Below are 23,219 nucleotides of genomic sequence, written 5' to 3' on the forward strand. Positions count from 1 at the left end.
CTCGGACACGATCTTTCCTGGGGAGGAAAGTCTTGACCCGTCGCAGCCTTGAACAGGCTGCGGCGGGTCATTTATATGGTACGCGCAACGGCGAGAGGAGCGAGGCCTACTCCGCCGCCTCAACCTCTGGCCGGTCGCTCAGTGGCTGAGCAAGCCGCGCAATCATCTCCTTGGGGCAAACCTGCCAGAACTGCCCGCGACGGCGCTCCCAGTCCTCCAACAGCGCGGCAGACCATTTGCTGCCCGTCCTCTCGACATGCTCTTCAATCAAATCTCGCAGCACGCCTCCCCAATGGGCGCTGTCCAGCCTCTGCCAGACGATGCTTTCCGGGTTGGCATGCGCGGCGAAGCTGCCGTCATCATCCAGCACGAAGGCCATGCCGCCGGTCATGCCAGCGCCGAAATTCGCGCCAACCTTGCCCAGGATCACGGCAGTGCCGCCGGTCATGTACTCACAGCCATTGGCGCCGCAGCCCTCTACCACCACCTGCGCGCCAGAGTTGCGCACGGCGAAGCGCTCGCCCGCCTGCCCCGCCGCAAACAGCTTGCCTGCCGTTGCGCCATAGAGCACAGTATTGCCGATGATGGTGTTGTTCTGGCTTTCGAGCGGCGAGCTGACCATCGGTCGCACCGCGATGATACCGCCTGACAGCCCCTTGCCGACATAGTCATTGGCATCGCCGAACACCTCCAGCGTCACGCCCTTGCACAGGAACGCGCCCAGCGATTGCCCCGCAGAGCCGCGCAGACGGATATGAACATGACCATCGGCCAGCGCGTTCATGCCGAACGTCTCTGTAATGCGCGCGGAGAAACGCGTGCCCACCGCGCGATGCGTGTTGCGCACCGTGTAGGTGAGTTGCATCTTCTCGCCCCGGTCAAACACCGCCTTGGCATCGCCAAGAATCTGGGCATCGAGACTGTCCGGCACCTCGTTGCGATGGGTAGGGATATTGAACCGGCGATGAGCATCCGGCGCATCGACTTTGGCGAGGATCGGGTTGAGATCGAGGTCGTCCAGATGATCCGCACCACGATTAACCTGCCGGAGCAGCTCTGTGCGGCCGACCACCTCATCAAGGCTGCGTACACCCAGCCGGGCCAAAATCTCACGCACTTCCTCAGCAATGAAGGTCATGAGGTTGATAACCTTCTCCGGCGTGCCGGTGAACTTGGCACGCAGGCGCTCGTCTTGCACGCACACACCGACCGGGCAGGTGTTGCTGTGGCACTGGCGCACCATGATGCAGCCCATAGCGACCAGCGCCAGCGTGCCGATACCGAACTCCTCTGCGCCGAGGATCGCGGCAATGACAATGTCCCGCCCCGTCTTGAGGCCGCCGTCTGTACGCAGTTTGACCCGATGGCGCAGGCCATTCAGGGTGAGCACCTGATTGGCCTCGGCAAGACCCATCTCCCACGGCAGGCCGGCGAACTTGATGCTCGTCTGCGGGGATGCGCCTGTGCCGCCAACGTTGCCGGAGACGAGGATCACATCCGCATGCGCCTTCGCAACACCCGCTGCCACCGTGCCGATGCCGGACTGGCTGACAAGCTTGACGCAGACCCGTGCGCGCGGGTTGATCTGCTTCAGGTCATAGATGAGCTGCGCCAGATCCTCGATTGAATAGATGTCATGATGCGGCGGCGGCGAGATCAGCGTCACACCCGGCGTCGAATGACGCAGGCGGGCGATGAACTCAGTCACCTTGAAGCCGGGGAGTTGGCCGCCCTCGCCGGGCTTTGCCCCCTGCGCGACCTTGATCTCGACCTCCTCGCAAGCACCCAGATACTCCGCCGTTACGCCAAAGCGGCCTGAGGCGATCTGCTTGATGTTGCTATTGGCGTTGTCGCCATTGGCGTAGGGCTTAAAGCGCGCCGAATCCTCGCCGCCCTCGCCGGACACCGCCTTCGCGCCGATGCGGTTCATCGCAATGGCGAGTGTCTCGTGCGCCTCTGGCGAGAGTGCGCCCAGCGACATGCCGGGCGTCACGAAGCGCTTGCGAATCTCGGTGATCGCCTCGACTTCGTCGATCGGAACGGCTTCGCTAGAGTAGTTGAACTCCAGCAGATCGCGCAGATACACGGCAGGCAGATCCTTCACCCCGCGTGCAAATTGCAGGTAGGTGGAATAGCTATCCGTCGCCACCGCCGTCTGGAGCAGGTGCATGAGTTGCGCACTGTAGGCATGCGCCTCGCCGCCAGCGCGCTGACGATAGAAGCCACCTACAGGCAGGCGCGCCACGGCACTGTCATAAGCCGCCTTGTGCTTCAGCATCGCGCTGAAATGCAGCGAGGCATACCCCTCACCGGATATTTTCGAGGGCATGCCGGGGAACAGATCATTCACCAGCGCGCGGGAGAGACCCACGGCCTCGAAATTATAGCCGCCGCGATAGCTGCTGATGACGGCGATGCCCATTTTCGACATGATCTTGAGCAGGCCTTCATCCACAGCAGTGCGATAGCGGGCGACGCAGGCGTCGAGGTTCATGTCGCCAAACAGGCCACGCGCATGACGATCCGCTATCGAGGCTTCCGCGAGATACGCGTTCACCGTGGTGGCACCAACGCCGATCAACACCGCGAAATAATGCGTATCAAGGCACTCTGCCGAGCGGACATTGACTGACGCATAGGAGCGCAAGCCCTTGCGCACCAGATGTGTATGCACAGCGGCGGCAGCCAGCACCATAGCGATGCCGATCCGCTCTGGCCCTATTGCTTCGTCCGTCAGGAACAGCTCGCTCTGCCCAGCGCGCACGGCTTGCTCCGCCTCATCGCGAATGCGCGCAATGGCGGCTCGCAGCCCGTCAGCGCCGCTGTCCGCCGGATAGGTGCAGTCGATCTCTGCCACCGCCTTGCCGAACGCAGCCTTCAATCGGCTCCAATCCGCGCAAGACAACACCGGAGAATCCAGCACAAGCACATGCGCGTTTTGCGAACCTTCCTCCAATATGTTGGCGAGGTTGGAGAAACGCGTTCTGAGACTCATCACATGGCGTTCACGCAATGAGTCGATCGGCGGGTTCGTGACTTGACTGAAATTCTGGCGGAAGAAGTGGCTGACGGTGCGCGGCTTGTCGGAAATCACGGCAAGGGGAGTGTCATCGCCCATCGAGCCGACCGCTTCCTTCGCATCTTCCACCATAGGCGAGAGAAGGAGCTCCATATCCTCCAGCGTCATGTTAGCCGCGATCTGGCGCTTGACGAGGTCAGCCCTGTCATAGACCGGGCGCGCATCATCTGCCGGGCCGGGCAGGTCCGCTAGTCCGCGGAAGCCCTTCACCATCTCGCCATAGGGCCGCTCCGCCGCGATGCGATCCTTGATCGCGCGGTCGGTATAGACCTTACCCTCGGCCAGATCGACCGCCAGCATCTGGCCCGGACCCATACGGCCCTTCTCGATCACGCTCGATTCCGGCACGACGACCATGCCGGTCTCGGAACCCACGATCAGCAGGTTGTCGGACGTTAGAGTATAGCGCAGCGGGCGCAGTGCATTGCGGTCCACGCCTGCCACGGCCCAGCGGCCATCCGTCATGGCGAGTGCGGCGGGGCCATCCCACGGCTCCATCACGGAGGCGAGGTAATTATACATATCCTTATGCGGCTGCGGCAGGTCATCTCCCGCCTGCCAGGCTTCGGGCACCAGCATCAGCTTGGTCGTCGGCGCATCGCGCCCGGCGCGGCAGATCGCTTCGAACACGGCATCGAGCGCGGCGGTGTCAGACGCGCCCGCCGGGATCACCGGCTTGATGTCCTCGGACCGCTCGCCAAAAGCCAGTGCCGCCATCTTGATCTCGTGGCTTTTCATCCAGTTCTTGTTGCCGCGAATGGTATTTATCTCGCCATTGTGGGCGAGCGTGCGGAATGGCTGGGCCAGCCACCACTGCGGAAATGTGTTGGTAGAATAGCGCTGATGAAAGATCGCCACCCTGCTCTCGAACCGCACATCCGTCAGGTCCGGGTAAAAGACCGACAGGCTCTCCGCGAGGAACAGACCCTTGTAGATGATCGAGCGGCACGACAGGCTGCAGACATAGAAGTCGTTGATCTGCGCGGCGACGACCTGCTTCTCGATCCTGCGGCGGATGAGATACAGCTCCTTCTCAAACTCCGCCATATCCTGCGCTTCGGGCATCGGCCCGGCGATCATGATCTGCTCGATTTCGGGGCGGGTACGCTGCGCCTTCTCGCCTATGACGGAGACATCGACCGGCACCTGACGCCAGCCATAAATGGTATAGCCCGCAGCAATGATCTCGCTCTCGACGATGGTGCGGCACATTTCTTGCGCGCCCAGATCGGTGCGCGGCAGAAAGATCATGCCGACGGCAAGGCGATTGGGCAGCGGCTTGTGGCCGGATGCGGCGATGGCGTCGTCAAAGAAGCGCACCGGCAGATCGACATGGATGCCCGCACCGTCGCCGGTCTTGCCATCGGCATCGACCGCGCCGCGATGCCACACTGCCTTGAGCGCATCGATGGCCGAGACGACGACCCGGCGGCTGGGCTTGCCATCCGTCGCGGCGACAAGGCCGACACCGCAGGCATCGGACTCGAACTCCGGGCGATACATGCCGACTTCGGCGAGGCGGAGGCGTTCGGATTCGTTGGTCATTTTATAGGTCTCCTAGCGCACGGGATAGGGTGGCGGAGGTGGAGGTGTGATGCGACCGCGCATTGGATCTCTAGGTAGGTTCAAAGTGCGTTGTCGAAACTCTTTAATGTATGGAGCGTCATCCCATTGCCCAACTGGATTGCTGGCCAAGTCGAGGTATGTCAGCTCGGATAAAACGCTCAACATTGCTGAAGCCAACGCCTTACCTTCAACTGTTCTTAAGAACTTTATACCAGCGCTGATTTGATCTTGAGACATCGTTCGTTCAAAATGCAGCGCATAAAAGTGTTGAGCCACACGTTGGTCAAACGCCTTTCGATCTTTGATAAACTTAGCCGCTACTTCTTTTTCAACATTTTCACATTCCGGCACACTGTGGTCACAGGGCTGAGAGGCGAGAATTTCGTTATCTGCCCCATCAGTGGCAATGTGATGGTTGTACAGCGTTTCCTGCGCCAACCTTGACCAGTCTTTGTCAGAACGCGCCGGAGGCACGAGAGAGTCTGGATTGACCAGTCTTGCTAATTCTTTCGCATTTTCGCTTGGCACGGTGGCGGACAAAGATTGGGCATATAAAGGTGCTTGCGTGAAGAAACAGCCCAGTAGCGACCAAAGAAAGATATGTCTCACGCCAGCTCCCTTTCCTGCGCATGTACCCCCGCCTTGGCCTTCGCCTTGAGATAGCGATGCATATGCTCGGTCACATCGCGGCCGTCGCGGATGGCCCAGACGACGAGGCTTGCGCCACGCACGATGTCTCCTGCCGCGAACACGCCGTCAACTGAAGTCATCATGCTCTTGTGATCGACGCGCAGCGTGCCCCAGCGGGTAACGGAGAGGTCCTGCGATCCGAACAGCTTGGGCAGCTCTTCGGGGTCATAACCCAGCGCCTTGATGACGAGGTCCGCCTCCAGCGTGAACTCGCTGCCCGGCTCCGGCTCCGGCGCGCGGCGTCCGCTGGCATCCGGTTGGCCGAGGCGCATCCTCACCGCTTTGACGCCGGACACATGATCGACCCCCTCGAACGCCACCGGCGCGGAGAGCCATACGAACTCGACGCCTTCTTCTTCGGCGTTCTGCACCTCGCGCTGCGAGCCGGGCATATTGTCCCGATCCCGCCGGTAGAGGCACTTGACCGACTTCGCGCCTTGCCGGACAGCCGTGCGCACGCAGTCCATCGCCGTGTCGCCGCCGCCGATGACGACGACATGCTTGTCCTTCGCCAGCAGGCTGCCGTCCGCATGGCCCGGCACATCATCACCAAAGCTCGCGCGGTTGGAGGCGATCAGATAGTCCAGCGCGGCGACAACGCCCGGCGCGCCCACGCCCGGCGCCTTGATATCGCGCGCCTTGTAGACGCCGGTGGCGATGAGGATCGCGTCGTGCCTTTGCCGCAGCTCCTCCAGCGTGACATCGCGGCCGACCTCGAAGCCCTCGTGAAACACGATGCCGCCGTCCTTGAGGCGCTGGACGCGGCGCATGACGACGTCCTTCTCCAGCTTGAAGCCGGGGATGCCATAAGTCAGCAGGCCGCCCGCGCGGTCATGCCGGTCATAGACGTGAACCTCATGCCCCGCCGCGCGCAGATATTCCGCCGTGGTCAGCCCGGCCGGACCCGCGCCGATGATGCCGACGGACTGGCCGGTGGGCTTGCCGGGAACCAGCGGCTCGACCCAGCCTTCCTTCCACGCGGTATCGGTGATGAACTTTTCGACCGAGCCGATGGTGACGGAACCGTGGCCCGAAAACTCGATGACGCAGTTGCCTTCGCACAGCCGGTCCTGCGGGCAGATGCGTCCGCAGATTTCCGGCATGGTCGAGGTGGCGTTGCTCAGCTCATAGGCTTCGCGCAGCCGCCCTTCGGCGGTGAGGCGCAGCCAGTCCGGGATATGATTGTGCAGCGGGCAATGGGTGGAGCAATAAGGCACGCCGCACTGCGAGCAGCGCGAGGCTTGCTCCTCGGCTTTTTCCACGTGGAAAGACCTGGAAATCTCGGTGAAATCATGGGCGCGCTCGCTGGCCGTGCGCTTGGAGGGATAATCCTGCGCGGTGCCGACGAATTTCAGCATGGGATTGTCGCCCATAACACTCAAGCTCCTGCTTACCTTTCGGGTGGAGCCGCGCACATAGGCATGTTTTCCGCGAAAGTCACGCGAAAAATGCGATTTAGGTAAGTTATTATTACCTATTTGCGATTCTGCCAGCGGCTACGCACCACATCCCGTCGCATCGCAGTGGGATAATAAGACCGTTTCGGATCTATCGCATCCCCAGCCACACCAAAGCCGCCGCGCCCGCCACTATCCGATACCAGGCGAACGGCGCAAAGCCGATGCGGCTCACCACCGCAACGAACCCCTTCACCACCAGCAGCGCGACGATGAACGACACAACGAAACCGATGCCGATCGCCTGCATATCGTCGTTCGTCAGCTCTGCGCCATGCTTGTAGAGCTGGAGCGCGGTCGCGCCGCTGAGCGTTGGCACCGCGAGGAAGAAGCTGAACTCCGCCGCAGTCCTGCGCTCCACGCCAAAGGCCATCGCGCCCAATATCGTCGCGCCCGAACGGCTGACGCCCGGAATCATCGCGATGCACTGCACCAGCCCGATCAGCAGCGACGTGCGCGCGCCCACATCCGCGATGCCGCCCGCATGCCTGGGCCTGGCGATCCGCTCCACCCACAGGATTGCGAAACCGCCAATAATGAGCGCCCACGCCACCACCACGGCATTTTCGAGCAACAGCTCAATCACATCGCCAAAGGCCAGCCCCAGCACCACCGCCGGGATGAAGGCGAGCAGCAGGTTGATGACGAACGCGAAGGCATGCCGCTCCGCCTTCATCATGCCGATCAACACTGCCCAGAAGGTGCGCCAATAGAGCACCAAAATCGCCAAAATCGCGCCCGGCTGGATCGCTATGTTGAACAGCGCCCATTTCTCGGCGTTATATCCCAGCAACTCGGTCGCGAGGATCAGGTGCCCGGTAGAGGAGACGGGAAGATATTCCGTCACACCCTCGACAATGCCCAATATGATGGGCGTCGCAATATCCTCGGCCATGCGGTTCAGGCCTTGGAGCGCGCGGTGAAGCGGCCGTGCTTGCGATATTGCACCAGCCACTGGTCCGCCACGGCGGCAAGCGGCGTGGGCGATACGCCCAGATCGGTCAGCCCTTTCGCCTTGGGCGCGACCACATTGTCCGATTGCAGCATGCGCCACTGATCGAGCGTGATCGGCGCGGCGGGCAGCCAGCCGGTGAGGCGCGCCAGCCATTCCGATGCACAGGCCGGCATCGCGAGCATCGTGGGCTTGTGGCCAATGGCGTCCGCCAGCCAAGCATTGATCTGCGCCATGCTCATCACCTGCGGCCCACCCAGCTCATAGGTCTTGCCCGCATGCGCGGCCGCATCCGCCACCGCCGTCGCTATGCCGCGCGCAACATCGACAACATAAACCGGCTGAAATTTCGTTTCCCCCGCGATGATCGGCAGCACTGGCGCCATGCGGATGAGGTTGGCGAAGCGGTTGGTGAACTGATCCTCCCGCCCAAACAGGATAGACGGGCGGATGAGCGTTGCCGCAGGGAACGCCGCGCGCACCGCCTGCTCGCCCTGCCCTTTCGAGCGACCATAAGCAGACTGGCTCTGCGCATCAGACCCGATGGCCGAGATGTGCACCAGCGTCTTCACGCCCGCTTCCGCCGCCGCCTTCGCCACATTGGCCGCGCCCTTGTGGTTGATGCCATCCATATCGCCCTTGAGCACCGCGACGAGATTGACCACCGCATCCGCACCCGCGACCGCGCGCGCCACGCTGGCGGGATTGCGCACATCCGCATGAACAAGCTGGCTCTGGCCGAGATTGCCGAGCGGCTTTACCCGCAGCGCGTTGGCGGGATCGCGCTCTGCCACGCGCACGCGAAAACCCCTGCCCAGCAGCTCCTGCGCCACATAGCGCCCCAGAAAGCCGCCCCCGCCGAAAACCGTTACCAGCATGAAATCACCCTGCTCTTTGCAAATGCCTGCCCTGCCAATGCACCATGGCCGCGCGCGAGACAATGGCCCAGTGTGCAGACATGGCGCGAAAGGGATAATTTTATGGGATGCGCGATTGACAAGCGGCGGCCCGAAAGGCTAAGCGCGCCGCCTACCCCGTGCCCAGATGGCGGAATTGGTAGACGCACCAGCTTCAGGTGCTGGCGCTCGCAAGGGCGTGGAGGTTCGAGTCCTCTTCTGGGCACCATTTGTTCTTCTCAGAAGAACCCAGCAAGTGTATTAAACCCGCAGAAATCCAAGGGAATTGGCCCTTGGATCGTGCCGGATCGTCCCGCCTTTTCTCGGGGGTTCCGCACATTTTTGCGGGCCTTTTACGGGCCTTTGCGAAAACCACATTGGGAAAAGGCCCGCCCATGCCTCTGACCGAAACCCGGCTTCGCGCACTCAAGCCAAAGGACAAACCGTACAAGGTCGCCGACGACCGCGGATTGTACATCGAGGTGTCCCCATCGGGCGGAAAACTCTGGCGATTCCGCTATCGAATCGGCGCCGTCGAAAAGAAGCTCTCAATCGGCTCCTATCCCGAAATCAATATCAAGGACGCACGCCAAGCGGCCTATGAGGCGCGGGTCAAAGTCGCGGCGGGCGGTGACCCGGCGATGGAGAAGCGAAAGCAGAAGATCCGTTCGGAATTCCTTTCCGCCCAGACGTTCGAGGCGGTGGCACGCGAGTACATCGATGAGATGATGGTGCAGAACGGTCGCGCGGATGCGACCATCATCAAGGCCAACTTCTTCCTCGACCAGCTGACGGCCGCCATCGGCAGCCGTCCGATCGACGAGATTGAGCCGTTCGAAGTGCTGGCTCCCCTCAAGCGCCTCGAGGCGAAGGGGAAGCATGAGACCGCCAAAAAGACCCGGTCCTTTGCGAGCCGCGTGTTCCGCTATGGGGTTGCTACGACGCGCTGCAAAGGCGACCCAACGAGCATGCTTCGCGGGGCGCTGATCACGCCTAAGGCAAAGCACTATGCAGCGATCCTTGAGCCGAAGGATCTCGGTGGACTGCTGCGCGCAATCCAGGACTACACTGGCAACTTCATCACCCGGTACGCCCTGCTCATCGCACCCCATGTCTTTGTACGCCCTGGCGAGCTGCGGCATGCCGATTGGAAAGAGATCGACCTAGAAGAAGGCGTCTGGCGCATCCCAGAGGGAAAGATGAAGGCCCGCCGCCCTCATGCCGTGCCTTTGTCCAAACAGGTAGTCGGGTATCTCAAAGAGCTTGCCGAGATGGTCGGCACTGAAGGGTACGTGTTTCCGTCAGCCCGCGCGTCCGTCCGCCCGATGAGCGAAAACACCTTGAACGCCGCTTTCCGGCGGATGGGTTTCACGAAGGACGAAGTCACCGCGCATGGTCTTCGGGCTACGGCCTCCACCATGCTGAACGAAAGCGGCCTCTGGAATCCAGACGCGATTGAACGCGGTTTGGCCCACGGTGACAGCAATGCCGTTCGCGGCGTTTATCACCGCGGCAAACACTGGGATGAGCGCGTCCGCATGGCGCAATGGTGGAGCGACCATCTCGATACGATCCGGGAGGGCGGCAAGGTCATCAAGGGCGCGTTTGCGGGAACAGCCTGACGAGGATTTGGCACATCTGTAGGGTCTAGCTGAAATAAGGGTGGAGCCGTCTTCCCGGCACGTGGGTCATCTGTCGCCGCGTCGCGAAATCATCTCGAGCGCCACGTTCTCGATGTCGTGCTCGGCCAAATCGGCCGCGTCGACGACATTGATGTCGCGTTTCAGGATCACCAGGTCGGTCAGGATGTCCGGCTGCCTCGCCGACAGGACAGCGGGGGCGAGGATGAAGCTGCCGACGGCGCGGCGCTTGGAGAGGAACGTCTCGAGGTTCGTGTTATCCGCCGGCTCCATGACGTGGACGCGGTTCACGATCTGGTACAAGACGTTGCGCTCCCACGAGACATCGTCCGGTGGGCGGCTCGTGATCTGGACCGCGTAATGCGATGCGGGGTGGCCGGGCAGGTTGCGGATGATCGACATGTTTATGTCATGGTTCACGTCTTTCGTCCCGAACCGCTCCCGCCAACGCTCGAAGATCCGGCGGGCGCCCGCGGCGTTGGTGAACGTCAGCGCGAAGATCGGCGGCATGTCGTCGCCGTAGCTCGCATACAGGATGCCCTTCCACCGCGCCTCGTCCCAGGTGTGGACATCGATCACCGACTGCACCTTCATGCCGCGGTGACGGCCAACGGTCGGACGCCCATCGCCGGACTTCGGCGCGGCGAGAACGTTCTCATCATCGCCACCGTCCGCCGGACGCTCCATCTCCACCACTGCCGGACGGTCGCGCATAGGATATTCCTTCTCGGCTCGATCCAGGCAGACAACCGGCCGACCGACGATCCGGTGAAGCGCGCTCAGGGACGCCAGAACGCTCGAGACACGATCGTGCGCGCTGCCTTTCGCAACGAGCCGCTCCATCGTGTCCTTGAGCTCGGGCAGGACGAAGGTAGCCGCCATCACCTCGCCGACCACCCGCATCAGGAACGCTCCCACATCCGGTTGGCACGCGAACTCCGAGACCGGGAGCGAGCGCGGCCACGCGACGAGCGAGCGCATCGCCTTGGGGTCAGTCCGGACGCTCGGCTCATCCTCGCCGGTCTCGACGATGTCGATTCGAAACCGCTCGGTGTGCGCCCCGACGCCATCCTCAATCATCGTCGCCAGCATCGCCTCGACCGCTGCCACGACGGCCTGGGCGGTGATGGTTCCCGCATCGTCTCCAGGCGCAGCGACCTCGACGGTCAGGCCGCAGATGCAGGTCTCGATGACCTGTCCAGTGGGCGCGTTCAGGATCAGAGGGCCGAAGAGCTGCCCGGAAACGGGCTGCGCCTTCATCAGCGCGAAGAACTCCCCGGCACCGCGCTCGTCCATCTCGTCCGGTATGCTTCCGTCCTCGCGCAGCGCATCCTCATAACCAAGGGCGTAAAGCAGGGCGATCCGCGACATCGGCATCCCCGCTGCACCCAGTTCGTCCGGAAGGGCGGAAAGCGATCGGAGCTCGCCGTCGTCCATGTTGAGGATGTTGCTACCGAAGGCGATGTCGATCTCCTGTAGGCCCTCCGCGACGCGGTCCTTGGATTCCTCGTTCAACGGTAATGTCTCCGACGACATCCTGAGTAGGCGGACCGCCAGCAGCAGTTCGGGTACGAGGCGGAGCTGCAGAGCGATCCACGCCCAGATCTTGACCGTGGGGACGAACCCGACCGGGAGTTCACTCGTTTCCTCCCCCTCGGCCGCTAGCCCGGCGGCCGCCATCAGGATGGATGACCGGGCCGCCCACAGGAGGTCGGCGCTGCGGTAGGCGATGGCGAGGTGCTGGTGCGCCTCGATAAGCTGCTCGGCATGCTCCCGCTTGGCGAGACGGACCGCTGCGCGCCCCAGGAGACGGATGCGCTCGCACTGCTCGTCGTCATCGAGGTTGAGCGCCTGGCGGAGCAGGATGAGAGCGCCTTGCGCGTCCGACGTCCGCTTGGCGACGAAGTCGGCAAGGCGCTCGGCAACGGCGCGGTAGGTCGGGTCGCGCCCCGCTGGCATGGCCACGACCTCGATCAGCCGTACCAGCCGGTCGGCGTCGAACTCTGCGAGCCCCGACGCCTCGTCCAGGATTGAGCCCAACTCCGACCAGACGCGCGGCAATTCGTCCAGCCGGCACTCGGCGAAGTAGCGTCCGAGCCTGACGATCGCCAGCGACGTCCGCGCCTCCAGCCGGTGGTTAGGCCGGTGCTCGTCGCGCGTCATGGCCACGAGGGCGGCCTCGAGCCTGTCCGACCGGGCCGACAGATCCGCCTCCTCCGCCGCCAGCATGCGGTGGAGCACTCCGTTCACGAGCAGCTGGTGCAGCTGAACTAGGAATTCAATGTTGCGGGCGTGATGCGCGCCCAGCGCCTCGGCCTCGATCGTCCCGTATCCGTCGGCCACTGCCGCCGCGTCATCGAACCACCAGAAGGCGGTCCACAGCGCGTCGTGGCGGGCCTCCAGCTGCTGGCGCGCCGACCCGTGCTTCACCGCGAGGCGGATCGCCCGCGCGTGCCGGCCCTCAGTCTCGTGGCGCGGCAGCTCCAGGTTACGCGACAGCTGCGCGGCGATCATCGCCTCGGTCACCAGCTGCCGCTCCATGCCCGCGAACGTCGACGGATCGGCGAGCCCGCGCTCGATGTCGTCGAGGCGGCGGCGCCTTGAATAGTCCTCCGGCCCCATGCGCATAGGGTCGGACACCATTTGCCCAACACCGAGGTAGTCGTGCGCGATGTCTTTGCGCTCGTGGTCGATCACCTCCTCGACGATCCAAGCGCGGTCGAGGATCTTTACCGGGACGCCGTGCGCCTGCTCGAGCTCAGCCTCGATGCGGGCGCGGTCGGCCGCGCGCGCTGGCTGGCTCGTGACGAAGTAGATACGCTCAAGCTTTCGGCCCGTGGCAGCGATCCCTTCGATGTCCTTCACGACCTTCCGCTTCCAGTCCTTCATGGCGCTGAATGCGAAGCCCCAGTCGCCCAGCCCGGGCCCGGGGCGCCCGATGTAGGTGAGGTCGGCGATCGCCTCCGCAACCGGGAATGTGTCGGCGTCTGTCTTGCCGTCGCCACCGCCCTCCGGCCCGCTTTGCGGGCGGATGTTGGGACAGATCACGCGCTGACAGAGCTTGCGGCAGAATATCTCGAAGCGCTGATGCTCGTTGCGCGAGGTCATCGTCTCGAGCTGGAACTCGAGCATGGGGCGGTCGAGGACGTAGAGCGGCCGATCCACCGTGTCGGAATACAGCTCCGGCCGCAGCTTGCGCATGAATCCCGCAGGCGTTGGGCGTTCGACTGCGGGCTCACCCGTGCCGTTTTCGATTCTTTCGTCGCTCATGCGAACGAAGCTAGAACAGCGCGCGGTCCGAAACCAGTCCTGACGACGGACACCGCCACTGACTGCCGCCTAAACCACGCCGACGTCCCGGGCGGCGCTGCTCCGATATGCCCGACCGATCCCGCGCAAGTCACTTCGCGATCAGATTGAGGTTCAGCGCCCCGCACTGGCACCGGACGCCGCCCTTGGGACCGCGCTCGGGCGTTACCGAATACATTTGCTCGCAAGTCGGGCACTCGAAGGTGGCGACGAGCGCGCGGAAAGCCGTGACGACCGGAGCGAAGTCGCCTTTCCCGAGGTCCGCCCAGGCGTTGTAGTGCACGCCGGTGTTAACCTGCCATTGATCGACGTTCGTCGCCTGCTTGGCCGCTGTGAAATCTGCCTCGCGCGCGACGATGGCGGCGACGACGTCGCTCTGCCCCCACGAGTTCGCGACGTCCTTCGCCTTCCTGAGCAACTTCCCGAATTCGCCTATCGCCGCAGGCAGCGTGTCGCCGAGCATGAATAGGGCGTCACCCCTGAACTCCACCGGCGCGCGCAGCCGATGGCAGGTCTCTGCCGCGTAGTATTCCAGGAAACGCCGCAGCATGCCGGCGGCCTTGCTTACCTCGTTCAAGGCGAGATGAGCGTCGATCTCGTCCCACACCGACGCATTCGTCCACTCCGTAGGTCCGGTCTCGACCGTCCAGGTCCGGAAGTGGGCCAGCCCCTTCGACTTGATAATGCCCTCGGCCCGCATGTGCCGCAGCCACACGTCGTCGTGCGTCGTGAAAATGAACTGCGTATCTGGGAAACGGTCCTTGAGCAGCGTGCAGACCTCGCGACGGTGGCCCTTATCGACCGACATGAGCACGTCGTCGAGCACCGCAAACGTGAAACCGGTGCCCAGCAGATGCTTCATCAACGAGAGGTAAAGGCACAGCCCCATCCCATCTTGGTGACCCTCGCTGTGATAGGCGCCGGGCGGGAACTTGCCGCGGCCGTAGAAGTCGACGTCAAACGCCAGTTTGCCGATTGAGGGGAGCAGGGCGGCGGTGAAGCCGGACTCGTCGTCACTGTTGATGACGCGGTAGCATTCGGCGAACTCGTCCTGGACCTCCTCGTAGATCGTCTCCAGCGCCTTCGTCGTCGTGGCCCCAAATATCTCGAAGGCCTTGGCGGAGCGCTCGGCCCTCGCCCTGCCAACGGCGAGCGCCTGACGGGCCCTGCGGAACTGGTCGAGCCGCTCCTGCCCGACCGTCAGGAAGTCGCGGGCCGCGTCTTGCACGCTGGGTTCCGGGAGGGCCGCCACCGCCGCGGACAGGGTCCCTATCGCCCCATCCAGATCGGGCACGCTGCCGGCGACGCCCAGCACCGCCACCGTGTCCTCGATCGGAAGGAACGCCTCCAGCTGTCGGTAGCGACCCAGAAGCACCTGCTTGAAGTCGACCAGCGCCTTCACGTCCAATGGCGGTGTGAACCCCTGCGAGTCCGTGATCGTGGCGGCAATCGCCGTCCCGGCCTCCCGGATCAGATCCAGGACGGGCACCATGCGCTCTTGGATCGCGCGCTTTCGCGCGGAGATGTCCGCGAGGTGGGACAGCTTGCCGCGAAGGTGGGCGACGAAGCCTGCCTCGTCGAACGCCTTGTCGCACACCGGGCAATTCTCGCCGTCGTAAAGGTCGAGCGCCGTCGTGAGCAGACCCTCCTCCTTCACGCCGCTCACCGTCGACGGGTCGGCGGCCAACTCCGTCAGCGATCCTGCGATCGCCGCGCACTCCGTGGACACCGTTAAGGCGATCATGGCCGCGAGCGCCGCCCGCAGCGTGGCGATGTTCTCGAGGGCCTGGACCTTGATGACGCGCGACCTGATGCCACTTGTCCCCGTGGTCGCGAGTCCGTCGACGAGCGACGTGGTGGCGAGGAGGTCGTCGAGCGGACCGAGCCCCAGTATCGCCCGGCTTGGGTTGACCGCAGCGAGTATCGCGACCTTGCCGACTTGGGTCAGCCCGAGCGCGGTTCTGAGAAGCTGGGTCGCCTCGGCCTCGTGCCGTTCGAGCGGCTTCATCTCCCTTGCATAGGCGTTCGCGATCTTCTGCAGCACCACCCGCAACTTCTCGACGTCGCCGAGCTGGAGAAGGGCCTGAACCTCCTTGGCGCGGTCGCCCGGCTCGGAAAGCACGAATCGTATGAGCTCGCGTCTCGACAGCACGAACTCGGGATGCGCCTTCACTTGTTCGAAGACCGCAAGGACGTCGGGATCGGCCGGCGTGATCGTCGGGGCGTTGAGGCCCTTCACCGACCGGTGGATCGATGCCTTCTTGCCGTTGAGCGAAGGGATGGTGACGTCGATCGTGACCGTCGCGAGGTCGGGCTTGTTCTGCGAGTCCACGTGCGGACCGTGCTGCTTGACCGAGAGGTTGCCGGTGCCCCGGCCCGACAGGCGGGAGATGTTCCCGGTGAGTCCGAACTCGATCGCGTCGACGATCCCGCTCTTGCCTGTCCCGTTCGGCCCGCAGGCGGCGAAGTTCTCGCCGTTGAGCGCCAGCGTCAGGTCGCGGATGCCGCGAAACTCGCGGATCGAGATCTGCTGGATCCGGATCATTGCGAGTCGGGGAAGAGGGCGTTTCGCACAGCCGGCTCGGCGAACACGCCATCGACGAGCACGAGCTTTCTGAGCTGCTCCGCACACTCGCCGAAGTCGTCGACCCGCTCGAGTTCGTCAAAGAAGGAAGACAAGACCGCACCGGCGACGTTCGTCACGCGAATCTGCTCGCCCTCAGGTTCAAGCTGATCAGAAGTCTCCATGCTGTCTCAATCCTACCGCCGCGGCCCCGCTGGAGTAGTCCGCAAGACAGCCTCCGAAGAATGTAACTTCGAAATGCCCGATCAAACAAGCGAGCACGGATTCAAACTTACCAAAATACGAACTTAGCCGGGGCCCTGTCCCATAAAATGGCCGATTCCGACATAACACGACATTCCTGCTGCCTATGGGAACGGCATATTTTGGTCGGATCCTGCCGATCAATCCCGCAACAAATGTTGACCGGTCAGTGGCACGGTCACTGTCAGCACCACGGTTCCCGACGCCCGGTCCATGTGCGAGCCAGCCCCTCACGCACAAGCTGATCGCCAAGTGATTGGCCGCCCCGAACAACGACCCGAAGCTTACGCCCAAATCGGTCTTCGTCGCGGTTTCCGATCGGCCGGACCTCGAAAGCGCCTTCGTTCAACAGGTCGCGAAGCCGGTAAGTCGCCTTCATACCAAGCTGATACTCAGAATCACACTTGGGTTCGCTGATCTCGGGGGTGTCGATGTCTGCGATCCTGATCTTCTCGCCCTCGAGCCAGAAGGTATCTCCATCAACGACGCAGGTGCTGCGTGTGATTCCGCAGACCTCGAAGCGCGGTGAGGTGCTTCCGGCCATCAGCGAAAGCTTATTTGCGAGTTCTGAGGGGCCGATCGAGGTCAGACCGGACACTGGCCAGTTCAATGCCAACATACCCCCAGCGAATACGATCGAGAACGCGCCTAGACTCAACATCCACTCCTTGCGCCGACGTTTGTCGTGCTGCTTCTTAAGTCTGTCGCGGAAATCGAAGCGAACGACATTGTCATCCTTTGTGCCTCGACCTTCTTTTCGAGCCATCAAACTTGGCCTTCCCTACTCAAGCAATCGCTTCTTCATTTATCCATAGACGAACGCCTTTCATATGCGCGAGCCAATTGCTTGCCATCGTTCAAGCACGCTGCGGACATAGCCGGGCGTCTCGCTGTTTCTGGGAATGCCGCCAGCTCGCGAAACCGCTCCAGGTCCAGCATTATAGGCAGCGAGGGCGAGATGTATCTGCCCAAACTTGTCCAGCATCTCGCGCAAGTAGCGTGCCCCGCCATCAATGCTCGCAACAGGATCATGCCGGTTAGTTATGCCGAGGTAGCGAGCCGTGCCTGGCATCAGCTGCGCCAGCCCCGCCGCGCCAGCGGGGCTGATCGCCATCGGATTGAAGCGCGATTCAGTCCAGATCAACGCCTGCAGCAAGCCAGTGGGTAGGCCATATCGAAGCTCTGCCTCCCGCACATTCGCCAAATAGATCACCTCGCGGAACGAGGGCGCGAACGCCGCCTTGCGCAGACTCAAGTTCATCTCACCGTGTGCCGGAATGGCCGGCTCGACAGCCTCAGGCTCTACAGGGGTCGGTCGATGTTCGAATATCGCGAAGGATGGCGTGTCTGCTTGGGCTGAAACCTGCACCGCGGAAACGCCCATCAGGAGCATCCCGATCCTTCCAAATCTGATCATCATCCATCTCGTCGCATTGCCTCGAATCGAAACGGAACGTAAAGTGAACAAATGGGTGTAGGAAAGTTATATTACGCGCGCGATTGGGAGGAGAGGTCGCTCGCAAGGGGGCGGTATTTAGAGCTTGAGGAGCCCCGCATGTCCCACGCGTTATCCAGTCCTACTAGCTTGTCCCTTGCTTCAGCAGCAAAGCAGCTTTGCGAGGAGCTGGGAGGGTATTGGTCCGGCTCCAAGGGCATGGCGCGATGTCCCTCCCACGATGATCGAACGCCCTCGCTCAGCGTAACTTTGGGACGACGCGCGATCCTCTTTCATTGTTTCGCGGGCTGCAGCCAGCATCAGGTGCTGACTGCACTTGCCGCTCGAGGTGTTTCGCCGGGGAGCTTCTTTGCTGGGAAGGTCGAAGTCGAGCCAGGTGCCAATGTCGGCAAGCCAGCATACCACGTGTTTGCAGAGCGAATTTGGCGTGAAGCAACGCCAATCGACGGCACTCCCGCCAAAACCTATCTCCAGGCCCGCGGCATCCGTGCCGTCTCTCGCGCGCTCAGATTTCACCCTCGTACCCCGCTCGGACCGAAGGGGAACACGCAATACCTGCCTGCTCTGATCGCGGCAGTGACGATGGATCATGGGCTGGTCGGAATTCACCGCACGTTTCTCAACCCTCTGAGGCCCGCAGTGCCCCCTTTCGCCAACCCCAAGCGCGCACTCGGGAGCTTGGCATCAGGCGCAGTTCGCCTCTTCGAACCTGTCGACGGGCGGCTCGGCCTTGCCGAAGGGATCGAGAGCGCGCTCGCTGCCAAGGCCTTGACCCAGATCCCTTGCTGGGCCTCGCTCGGCAATGAGCGTTTTGGCCTCGTGTCGATCCCGGAAAGCGTCAGCGAATTGCATCTGTTCGTCGACCATGATGCAGGCGGCGACATTGCCGAGGAACGCGCGCGCAGCGCCTACGCCTGTGAGAACCGAACGATCGTCACGCGTCGCCCGCGCGGTCACGGGAAAGACTGGAACGACGCCTTGCAAGCGTGGCTGCGGTCCAAGTCCTGACGAGAAGAGAGGGGAGAAGGCTTTTGACCTGATGAAGCCCGGCCAGTGGACTGGGCTTCGTCAGGAGGTTCCAAATGCTCAGCTCTGTTCCCGCTCTGTTGCTTCCCCCACCATCTGAACCGCTAGTTCTGCTAGCTGCTCGCACCATCGCCGCACACCTAGCATCCGGCGAACCGATCACGCGTCGGCTGTTGCATACGCTTTTGACCGATCATTTCGGGGGCACAGACGCAGATGGGCGCTGGTCAGTGCGCGATGCGCATATCGCGTTGGAATTGGCTCAGACCAAATTCCTGCAGGCCGCCCCACAGATCGACCTTGCCGCTTCGGCAGCCGACGCCGACCGGATGTTTACGGCGTTGGAATCCGTGCTGCCGACCCAGATCAATCGCAGCGACGAGCAGATCGAATGGCAGCAGTTCGCAACACCGCCGCGCCTTGGCTGGCTTGCCGCCCGGGCCTGTGCCCTGGCCACGGGCGAGCTCGTCCTGGAACCCTCGGCCGGAACCGGGATGCTCGCGGTCTGGGCGGCCAAGGCTGGCTTGAGCCTTGATCTCAACGAAATCTCGCCGCTTCGCCGCGATTGCCTGAGCGCCTTGTTCCCTGCGGCCCGAGTGACCGGCCATGACGCTGAGCTGATCGACGAACTGCTCGATCAAGCCATCATCCCGAGCGTCGTCTTGATGAACCCTCCCTATTCCCATGGCATTGAGCGAGGGCACGATAGTCGCACTGGCTCGCGCCATCTGCGGTCAGCCTGGAACCGTCTGGCGTCCGGGGGGCGGCTTGTCGCGATCATGCCTGAATGGTTCGACTGCGCGAAGTTCCTGGCGGGGCTGAAGGGACCGATCTCGCTGCGGCTCAATGCCGCCGTCGAACGCGCGTTCGTCAGGCAGGGCACCGGCATCGCCACGCGGCTGTTGGTCTTCGACAAGGTGGAAGGCTCCAATGAACCTGTCGCTATCCGCACAAACGACTTTCGCCAGCTGGTCGATCTTGTCGATGCTTTGCCGGCTCGCGCCAGCTTGGAGGCTGTTACCGAGCACTCGAGCCTTCCGGCTCGTGCGCCGTTTCGTCTGGTCGCCGCACCGCGCAGGCCGATGCCATCACCAGGCAGGGTCACTCCTGCAGCCTCCACCATCGGCTCGCTCACATACCGGTCGCTCGAAACCCCTGCGCCGCTTGCCCCTCAGGTCGGCCACTATCTGCCTTATCGCCCCAGCAGGATCGTGATCGATGACGCAGCCGAGCATCCAACGCCGCTCGTCGAGTCCGTCGCTATGGGGTCGATCGCCGCACCGATGCCCGAAGCGGTGCCGCAGCTGCCCGACGGGCTGGTTGCCAAGGGGCTGCTGTCTGCTGCCCAGGCAGAGACTCTGATCTACGCGGCAAGCGCCCATGCGCGCGAACTTCCCGGCCGGTTCGACCCCGAGGACAAGGGCTGCTCGCTCAAGGCATCGGCGGAAGGCCAGACCTACCGGCAGGGCTATTTCCTTGGGGACGGAACGGGTGCCGGCAAGGGCCGTCAGGTTGCCAGCGTCATCCTCGATCGCTGGGTGCGCGGTGAACGCCGCCATATCTGGATTTCGAAGAACGAGGCACTGCTGGAAGATGCCCGGCGCGACTGGGCAGCGCTCGGCGGCCTGCCGATCGATATCCAGCCTCTGGTTTCCTGGAAACTCGGCACCCCCATCGCCATGCGCGATGGCATTCTCTTCGTGACCTACCCGACCCTGCGTTCGGGCCGAAACGATGCAACCCGCCTCGACCAGATCCTGGCTTGGGCTGGTGAGGATTTCGACGGCGTAATCGTGTTCGACGAGGCGCACGCCATGGCCAATGCCGCTGGCGGGGAAGGATCGCGGGGCAAGGTAAAGGGTTCCGAGCAGGGTATCGCCGGCGTGCGCCTGCAGAACCTCCTGCCCTGCGCACGGGTGCTCTACGCTTCGGCAACCGGCGCATCCGACGTCAACAATTTGGCCTATGCGACGCGCCTTGGCCTGTGGGGGCCGGAGACCGCCTTCGCCAATCGTGAGGCCTTCGTCGCAGACATTCGTGACGGCGGGATCGCAGCGATGGAGCTGGTTGCCCGGGACCTGAAGTCGCTAGGCCTATACACCGCGCGTGCATTGTCCTTCGCCGGCGTCGAATACGAGATCCTCGAGCATCGCCTGAGCGAGGATCAGATCGCGGTCTATGATGCCTATGCCGAGGCCTGGGCGATCATTCACGCCAACCTGCGCGACGCGCTGGAGGCTACCCGCATCGTCGACAGCGAAACCGGAGGGACGCTCAACTCCGGTGCCAAGTCCGCAGCGCTGTCGATCTTCGAGGGAACCAAGCAGCGCTTCTTTGCGCAACTGCTTCTGTCGATGAAACTGCCGAGCCTATTACCAGCCATCGACGGTGCGCTTGCCGATGGGAAGGCCGTGGTCGTCCAGCTCGTCTCGACCGCAGAAGCCATGCTTAACCGACGGCTTGCCGACCTCTCGGACGAAGAGCGCGAAGCGCTGGAGATTGATCTGTCCCCGCGGGAATATGTGATCGACTATCTCGCAAAGAGCTTTCCTGTTCGCCTGATGGCGGTGTTCACCGACGAAAACGGCAATCCTCGCTCCGAGCCGATGAGCGACGAACACGGCGCGCCGGTGCTCTGCCGATCGGCACTCGCCGCGCGCGACCGGATGATCGAGCAGCTTTGCGCTTTACCGCCCATCGCGACCGCGCTTGATGCCATCATCGAACGCTTCGGCGTGGATCAGGTGGCGGAAGTGACCGGCCGGACACGCCGGCTCATCGTCGGCCGCGATGGTTGTCAGAAACTCCAATCCCGGTCACCGCGCGCCAACGTCGCTGAAACGCAGGCTTTCATGGACGGCAGCAAGCGCATCCTCGTCTTTTCCGACGCCGGGGGAACGGGGCGTAGCTACCATGCCGATCTCGCAGCCAAGAACCAGGCCCGCCGCGTTCATTTCCTGCTCGAGCCAGGATGGCGGGCTGACGCCGCAATCCAGGGGCTCGGACGGACCAATCGCACCAATCAGGCATCAGCGCCGCTGTTCAGGCCAGTGACGACCGATGTGCGCGGCGAGCGCCGTTTCATCTCGACGATCGCGCGGCGCCTCGACAGTCTCGGCGCTCTGACGCGCGGGCAGCGGCAGACCGGTGGCCAGAACCTGTTCGACCCGGCCGACAATCTCGAAAGCATCTACGCCAAGGAAGCGCTCCACCGCTGGTTCGGCCTGTTGTTCACCGGTAAGCTCGAAGCGGTTAGCCTCGGGCGCTTTCAGGACCTGACAGGCCTCAGAATTGAAGCACCCGACGGGTCGATGGTCGATGATCTTCCGTCGATCCAGCGCTGGCTCAACCGCATCCTCGCACTTCCCATCGCCTTGCAGAACGCGATCTTCGATGAGTTCATGGGGCTGGTCGAGGCGCGGATTGATGCCGCGCGTCAGGCCGGCACGCTCGATCTCGGCCTTGAGACCATCGCGGTCGAGGACTTCACGGTCCTGTCGGACACGCTGCTGCGGACGGATCCGGCGTCGGGCGCGACCACCCATCTGCTGGAACTGGAAATCGCCCGGGCCCTGAAGCCGCTGACGCTGAAGAGGCTCGAAGAGCTCCACGGCCTCGCTCGGCAGCGGCAGCGACCTGTTCGGAACGCCCGTTCAGGCCGGGTTGCCTTGCTCGTACCCGCCCGCAGCATTCTTGCCGATGACGGCAGGCGCGTGTCCCGCTTCGAGCTGCTGCGCCCGCTGAAGCGCAGCCACATCACCGAGGATCAGCTGGCTGAAAGCAGCTGGGAGCACATCCCTGTGGGCGAGTTCCGCGAAGCCTGGACCGCCGAGGTCGATGAAGCGCGGTCGAGCCACAAGCGCGAGCGCCTCTATCTTGCGACAGGCCTCCTGCTGCCAGTCTGGGACAAGCTCCCGTCCGATTTCGTAAGGGTCAGCCGCATCTCAGCGGCGGATGGCCGGTCGCTCCTTGGCCGGGAGGTTCCTCTCCATTGTGTTCCGGAACTGTGCCGGGCGCTGGGTCTGGAACGCGAGCAAACGCTTTCCGCCGACGACATCGTCCAGACCGTTCTGGCGACCGGCCGCCCCATGGAATTCGCCGGCCGTGAGCAGCTCATGGCCAAGCGCAGCCTGGTCAATGGCTCACAGCGAATTGAACTGACCGGATGGAGCGTAGCCCGTCTTGACTGGTACAAGGCTCAAGGGTGTTTCACGGAAATCATCCGCTACCAGACGCGGCTGTTCGTACCTATCGAACGGGCGGCGAGCGTGATTGCCAGATTGGCATCATCCTCATAGGCTGTTGCCAAATGGCATTATCT

The 23,219-nt window shown here is 63.1% G+C and carries 13 protein-coding genes and 1 tRNA gene; 4 read left to right on the forward strand and 10 right to left on the reverse strand.

Annotation, left to right across the window (positions count from 1 at the left end):
• Positions 1-106: 106 nt before the first annotated feature.
• From gltB to EQG66_RS02285, 5 genes are all read right to left on the reverse strand, one after another.
• Complete coding sequence (gltB, locus tag EQG66_RS02265) at positions 107-4,624, reverse strand: glutamate synthase large subunit (protein ID WP_129402884.1); 4,518 nt, start codon at positions 4,622-4,624, stop codon at positions 107-109.
• A gap of 12 nt (positions 4,625-4,636) precedes the next feature.
• The gene (locus EQG66_RS02270) at positions 4,637-5,254 is read right to left on the reverse strand and encodes a hypothetical protein (protein WP_129402885.1); all 618 of its coding nucleotides are present in this window, start codon (positions 5,252-5,254) and stop codon (positions 4,637-4,639) included.
• On the reverse strand, positions 5,251-6,708 hold the full coding sequence (locus tag EQG66_RS02275) for an NAD(P)-dependent oxidoreductase (protein ID WP_129402886.1): 1,458 nt from the start codon (positions 6,706-6,708) through the stop codon (positions 5,251-5,253). The genes EQG66_RS02270 and EQG66_RS02275 overlap by 4 nt, the downstream gene beginning before the upstream one ends.
• Positions 6,709-6,883: 175 nt before the next feature.
• The gene (locus tag EQG66_RS02280; protein WP_129402887.1) at positions 6,884-7,687 is read right to left on the reverse strand and encodes an undecaprenyl-diphosphate phosphatase; all 804 of its coding nucleotides are present in this window, start codon (positions 7,685-7,687) and stop codon (positions 6,884-6,886) included.
• A 5-nt stretch (positions 7,688-7,692) separates the two neighbouring features.
• Positions 7,693-8,622: a complex I NDUFA9 subunit family protein gene (locus EQG66_RS02285; RefSeq protein ID WP_129402888.1), complete on the reverse strand. Its 930-nt coding sequence runs from the start codon at positions 8,620-8,622 to the stop codon at positions 7,693-7,695.
• A gap of 160 nt (positions 8,623-8,782) precedes the next feature.
• Here EQG66_RS02285 and EQG66_RS02290 point away from each other — a divergent pair.
• Positions 8,783-8,869: transfer RNA gene (locus EQG66_RS02290), tRNA-Leu, on the forward strand.
• Between the two features lie 166 nt (positions 8,870-9,035).
• Positions 9,036-10,262 (forward strand): tyrosine-type recombinase/integrase, encoded by a 1,227-nt coding sequence (locus tag EQG66_RS02295; protein ID WP_129402889.1) that lies wholly within the window; start codon positions 9,036-9,038, stop codon positions 10,260-10,262.
• Between the two features lie 66 nt (positions 10,263-10,328).
• Here the strand turns inward: EQG66_RS02295 and EQG66_RS02300 are convergent, their stop codons facing one another.
• From EQG66_RS02300 to EQG66_RS02320, 5 genes are all read right to left on the reverse strand, one after another.
• A complete protein-coding gene (locus EQG66_RS02300) occupies positions 10,329-13,550 on the reverse strand; it encodes a tetratricopeptide repeat protein (protein ID WP_129402890.1) in 3,222 nt (1,073 codons plus the stop codon).
• 130 nt (positions 13,551-13,680) lie between these two features.
• Complete coding sequence (locus tag EQG66_RS02305) at positions 13,681-16,134, reverse strand: AAA family ATPase (RefSeq protein ID WP_129402891.1); 2,454 nt, start codon at positions 16,132-16,134, stop codon at positions 13,681-13,683.
• Positions 16,131-16,337 (reverse strand): hypothetical protein, encoded by a 207-nt coding sequence (locus EQG66_RS02310; RefSeq protein ID WP_129402892.1) that lies wholly within the window; start codon positions 16,335-16,337, stop codon positions 16,131-16,133. The genes EQG66_RS02305 and EQG66_RS02310 overlap by 4 nt, the downstream gene beginning before the upstream one ends.
• 263 nt (positions 16,338-16,600) lie before the next feature.
• Complete coding sequence (locus EQG66_RS15495; protein ID WP_245987783.1) at positions 16,601-17,182, reverse strand: thermonuclease family protein; 582 nt, start codon at positions 17,180-17,182, stop codon at positions 16,601-16,603.
• A gap of 60 nt (positions 17,183-17,242) precedes the next feature.
• Complete coding sequence (locus tag EQG66_RS02320) at positions 17,243-17,800, reverse strand: lytic transglycosylase domain-containing protein (protein WP_342775097.1); 558 nt, start codon at positions 17,798-17,800, stop codon at positions 17,243-17,245.
• Positions 17,801-18,175: 375 nt separating this feature from the next.
• On the opposite strand from EQG66_RS02320, the gene EQG66_RS02325 reads away from it, so the two are divergent.
• Both EQG66_RS02325 and EQG66_RS02330 read left to right on the forward strand, forming a co-directional pair.
• Complete coding sequence (locus tag EQG66_RS02325; RefSeq protein ID WP_342775098.1) at positions 18,176-18,880, forward strand: DUF7146 domain-containing protein; 705 nt, start codon at positions 18,176-18,178, stop codon at positions 18,878-18,880.
• A 74-nt stretch (positions 18,881-18,954) separates the two neighbouring features.
• The gene (locus EQG66_RS02330; RefSeq protein ID WP_129402894.1) at positions 18,955-23,196 is read left to right on the forward strand and encodes a bifunctional class I SAM-dependent methyltransferase/DEAD/DEAH box helicase; all 4,242 of its coding nucleotides are present in this window, start codon (positions 18,955-18,957) and stop codon (positions 23,194-23,196) included.
• Positions 23,197-23,219 lie beyond the last annotated feature (23 nt).

The sequence above is a fragment of the Sphingobium fluviale genome, assembly GCF_004122115.1.
In the GTDB taxonomy this organism is placed as follows: Bacteria; Pseudomonadota; Alphaproteobacteria; order Sphingomonadales; family Sphingomonadaceae; genus Sphingobium; species Sphingobium fluviale.